The following is a 4,117-nucleotide window of genomic DNA, read 5'->3' on the forward strand; positions in this document are numbered from 1 at the left end:
CCCCTTCGCGAATGAATTCGCTCCCACGGGTTTTACGCCAGTCTTGAGTGTATCGCGATCCAGTGGGACCGGATTCATCCGGGAAGGCGGTGTTCCTGGCGATAAAGATGCTGTGAATGTCCCGGCGCCTTCGCGAATGAATTCGCTCCCACGGGTTTTACGCCAGCCTCGAGTGTATCGCGATCCAGTGGGACTGGATTCATCCGGGAAGGCGGTGTTCCTGGGGATGAAGATGCTGTGAATATCCCGGCCCCTTCGCGAATGAATTCGCTCCCACTGGATATGCCTCAGCCCTCCCGGCTCAAGGCGGTCCTAAGGGATACAAATAAAACGCGATACAAATAAAAAGGGAAGCCAGACCCTCGTCTGCTTCCCTTTTTTCACCACGGTGAAGCTTTAGATCACCTGGATAATCGCCTTGCAGACGGTGTCGATGTTGCTCTGGTTCAGCGCAGCGACGCAGATGCGACCGGTGTCGAGGGCGTAGATGCCGAACTCGTTACGCAGGCGATGCACCTGTTCAGTGGTCAGGCCCGAGTAGGAGAACATGCCGCTCTGACGACCCACGAAGCTGAAATCCTGGCCCGCAGGGTTGTTGGCCAGACGCTCGACCATCGCTTGGCGCATGCCTTTGATGCGCACGCGCATCTCACCCAGTTCTTCTTCCCACTTGGCCCGCAGTTCCGGACTGTTGAGCACCGCAGCAACGATGGTCGCACCATGCGTTGGCGGGTTGGAGTAGTTGGTGCGGATCACTCGCTTGACCTGGGACAGGACGCGAGCGGTCTCTTCTTTGGAGTCGGTGATGATCGACAGCGCGCCGACACGTTCGCCGTACAGCGAGAAGGATTTGGAGAACGAGCTGGAAGCGAAGAAGGTCAGGCCGGATTCAGCGAACAGACGAACTGCAACCGCATCTTCGTCAATGCCGGTACCGAAGCCCTGATACGCCATGTCCAGGAACGGCACATGGCCTTTGCTCTTGACCACTTCCAGGACTTTTTTCCAGTCGTCCAGCGTCAGGTCAACCCCGGTGGGGTTGTGGCAGCAGGCGTGCAGTACGACGATCGAGCCGGAGGGCAGATTCTGCAGGTCTTCCAGCATGCCGGAACGGTTCACGTCATGGCTGGTCGCATCATAGTAGCGATAGTTCTGCACCGGGAAACCGGCAGTTTCAAACAGGGCGCGGTGGTTTTCCCAGCTTGGATCGCTAATGGCCACGACGGCATCAGGACGCAGTTGCTTAAGGAAGTCAGCACCGATTTTCAGTGCACCGGTACCACCCACGGCCTGAGTGGTCAGGACGCGGCCCGAAGCGATCAGCGGCGAATCGGCACCCAGCAGCAGTTTTTGTACGGCCAGGTCGTACGCCGCGATGCCGTCGATCGGCAGGTAGCCACGAGGAGCGTGTTGAGCCACGCGAATATTCTCTGCTTCGGCAACGGCGCGCAGAAGGGGAATGCGGCCTTCTTCGTTGCAATAGACGCCCACGCCAAGGTTGACCTTGGTGGTGCGGGTATCGGCGTTGAATGCTTCGTTGAGGCCCAGGATTGGATCGCGTGGTGCCATTTCGACAGCGGAGAACAGGCTCATTGTTGTGGCGGCTCTGTGTGAGGGGTGAGGGGAAACCCGCTCTGAGCCGAATGCGCCAGAGCGGTGCACAATCGGGGAGTCAGTATAGAGAGCATCGCCGACCGGGGCGACAGTCGGTGACGGGTTTTTCCGGGTTTTTTGCAGTCGTTTGTCGACCTCTGGTCATATTGCAACCGGCATCCTGTAATGGGGCGCAGCAATAGATGTCGATTCAGCAGGTTGAAAGTCGTGGGTTGAAAGCTGGCGATGGCGACTCCATCTGTAGTCTCATCACTTCATATTCTGTACGACTGATCCGCTAGCGGGTCAGACGCACGCCGTTCTTTGGTTTTCGCGCTGTGGCTTGCGTGAGCCTGTATGCGCGTAAACCACCAAAGAGGTACGTCATGTCCGAGTTTCAGCTCGTAACCCGTTTTGAGCCTGCTGGTGATCAGCCAGAGGCTATTCGCCAACTGGTCGAAGGGATCGATGCCGGCCTGGCGCACCAGACCCTGCTGGGGGTGACCGGCTCAGGCAAGACATTCAGCATCGCCAATGTCATCTCGCAGGTGCAGCGCCCCACGTTGGTGCTCGCGCCGAACAAGACCCTGGCCGCGCAGTTGTACGGTGAGTTCAAGGCATTTTTCCCGAACAACGCCGTTGAGTATTTCGTCTCTTATTACGATTACTACCAGCCTGAGGCCTATGTGCCGTCGTCGGACACCTTCATCGAGAAGGATGCGTCGATCAACGACCACATTGAACAGATGCGTCTGTCCGCGACCAAGGCGCTGCTGGAGCGCAAGGACGCCATCATCGTCACCACGGTGTCGTGCATTTATGGTCTGGGCAGCCCGGAAACCTATCTGCGCATGGTCTTGCACGTGGATCGGGGCGACAAACTCGATCAGCGCGCCTTGTTGCGTCGTCTGGCTGACCTGCAATACACCCGCAATGACATGGATTTCGCCCGGGCCACGTTCCGGGTGCGCGGTGATGTGATCGATATCTACCCGGCCGAGTCGGATCTGGAGGCGATTCGCATCGAGCTGTTCGACGACGAGGTAGAAAGCATTTCCTCGTTCGATCCGCTGACTGGCGAGGTGATCCGCAAGCTGCCACGCTTTACCTTCTACCCCAAGAGCCACTACGTCACACCTCGGGAAACCCTGGTCGAAGCGATGGAGGGCATCAAGGTTGAGTTGCAGGAGCGTCTTGAGTACCTGCGGACCAACAACAAGCTGGTTGAAGCTCAGCGCCTTGAGCAGCGGACCCGTTTCGACCTGGAAATGATCCTGGAACTGGGTTACTGCAACGGCATTGAAAACTACTCGCGCTACCTGTCAGGACGCCCTTCGGGCGCGCCGCCGCCGACGTTATACGACTACCTGCCAGCGGATGCGCTGCTGGTCATCGACGAATCCCACGTCAGCGTGCCGCAGGTCGGTGCCATGTACAAAGGCGACCGCTCCCGTAAGGAAACCCTGGTGGAGTATGGCTTCCGTCTGCCGTCGGCACTGGATAACCGGCCGATGCGGTTTGACGAGTGGGAAGCGGTCAGTCCGCAGACCATCTTTGTTTCGGCGACACCTGGTAACTACGAGGCTGAACACGCGGGTCGTATCGTCGAGCAGGTTGTGCGGCCAACCGGTCTGGTAGACCCACAGATCGAGATTCGTCCGGCGCTGACTCAGGTGGATGACTTACTCTCGGAAATCACCAAGCGCGTGGCACTGGAAGAGCGGGTGCTGGTCACCACGCTGACCAAGCGCATGTCCGAAGACCTGACTGATTACCTGGCCGACCACGGCGTGCGGGTGCGTTATCTGCACTCGGACATCGACACGGTGGAGCGCGTGGAGATTATTCGCGACCTGCGGCTAGGGACTTTCGACGTGCTGGTGGGGATCAACCTGTTGCGCGAAGGCCTGGATATGCCGGAGGTTTCGCTGGTGGCAATTCTTGACGCCGATAAGGAAGGCTTTCTGCGCTCCGAGCGCTCGCTGATCCAGACCATTGGTCGTGCGGCCCGTAACCTCAATGGGCGGGCGATTCTCTATGCGGACCGCATCACCGGCTCCATGGAGCGTGCGATTGGCGAAACCGAGCGCCGTCGTGACAAGCAGATCGCCTTCAACCTGGCCAATGGCATTACGCCAAAAGGCGTGTTCAAGGATGTTGCCGACATCATGGAAGGCGCCACCGTGCCGGGCTCGCGCAGCAAGAAGCGCAAAGGCATGGCCAAGGCCGCGGAAGAAAGCGCCAAGTACGAAAACGAATTGCGCTCACCCAGCGAGATCACCAAGCGTATTCGTCAGCTGGAAGAAAAGATGTACCAGTTGGCCCGCGACCTGGAGTTCGAAGCTGCGGCGCAGATGCGCGACGAAATCGGCAAGCTGCGTGAGCGGTTGTTGACCGTATAGCGGTTTGGGGGCTGGAGCCTATCCTGTGGGAGCCGGGCTTGCCCTAATGCCTGTCAGTTAAGCTCCGTTGGTTTTTTCTTTGGATATTTGACCGGCCTTGGTTTGACCACTCGGGGGTAAGC

2 protein-coding genes are annotated in these 4,117 nt (G+C 58.5%); one reads left to right on the forward strand and one right to left on the reverse strand.

What is annotated here, in order from left to right:
* Positions 1 to 396: 396 nt before the first annotated feature.
* Complete coding sequence (locus tag KDX30_RS29305) at positions 397 to 1,593, reverse strand: amino acid aminotransferase (protein ID WP_122806012.1); 1,197 nt, start codon at positions 1,591 to 1,593, stop codon at positions 397 to 399.
* A 386-nt stretch (positions 1,594 to 1,979) separates the two neighbouring features.
* Here KDX30_RS29305 and uvrB point away from each other — a divergent pair, with 386 nt between their 5' ends.
* A complete protein-coding gene (gene uvrB, locus KDX30_RS29310) occupies positions 1,980 to 3,995 on the forward strand; it encodes an excinuclease ABC subunit UvrB (RefSeq protein ID WP_099270791.1) in 2,016 nt (671 codons plus the stop codon).
* Positions 3,996 to 4,117 lie beyond the last annotated feature (122 nt).

The sequence above is a fragment of the Pseudomonas quasicaspiana genome (assembly GCF_021147825.1).
Lineage (GTDB): Bacteria > Pseudomonadota > Gammaproteobacteria > Pseudomonadales > Pseudomonadaceae > Aquipseudomonas > Aquipseudomonas quasicaspiana.

Bases quoted from the DNA above. Each gene is read 5' to 3' on its own strand.
- uvrB (WP_099270791.1), top strand. From the start codon at position 1,980: ATGTCCGAGTTTCAGCTCGTAACCCGTTTTGAGCCTGCTGGTGATCAG.
- KDX30_RS29305 (WP_122806012.1), bottom strand. From the start codon at position 1,593: ATGAGCCTGTTCTCCGCTGTCGAAATGGCACCACGCGATCCAATCCTG.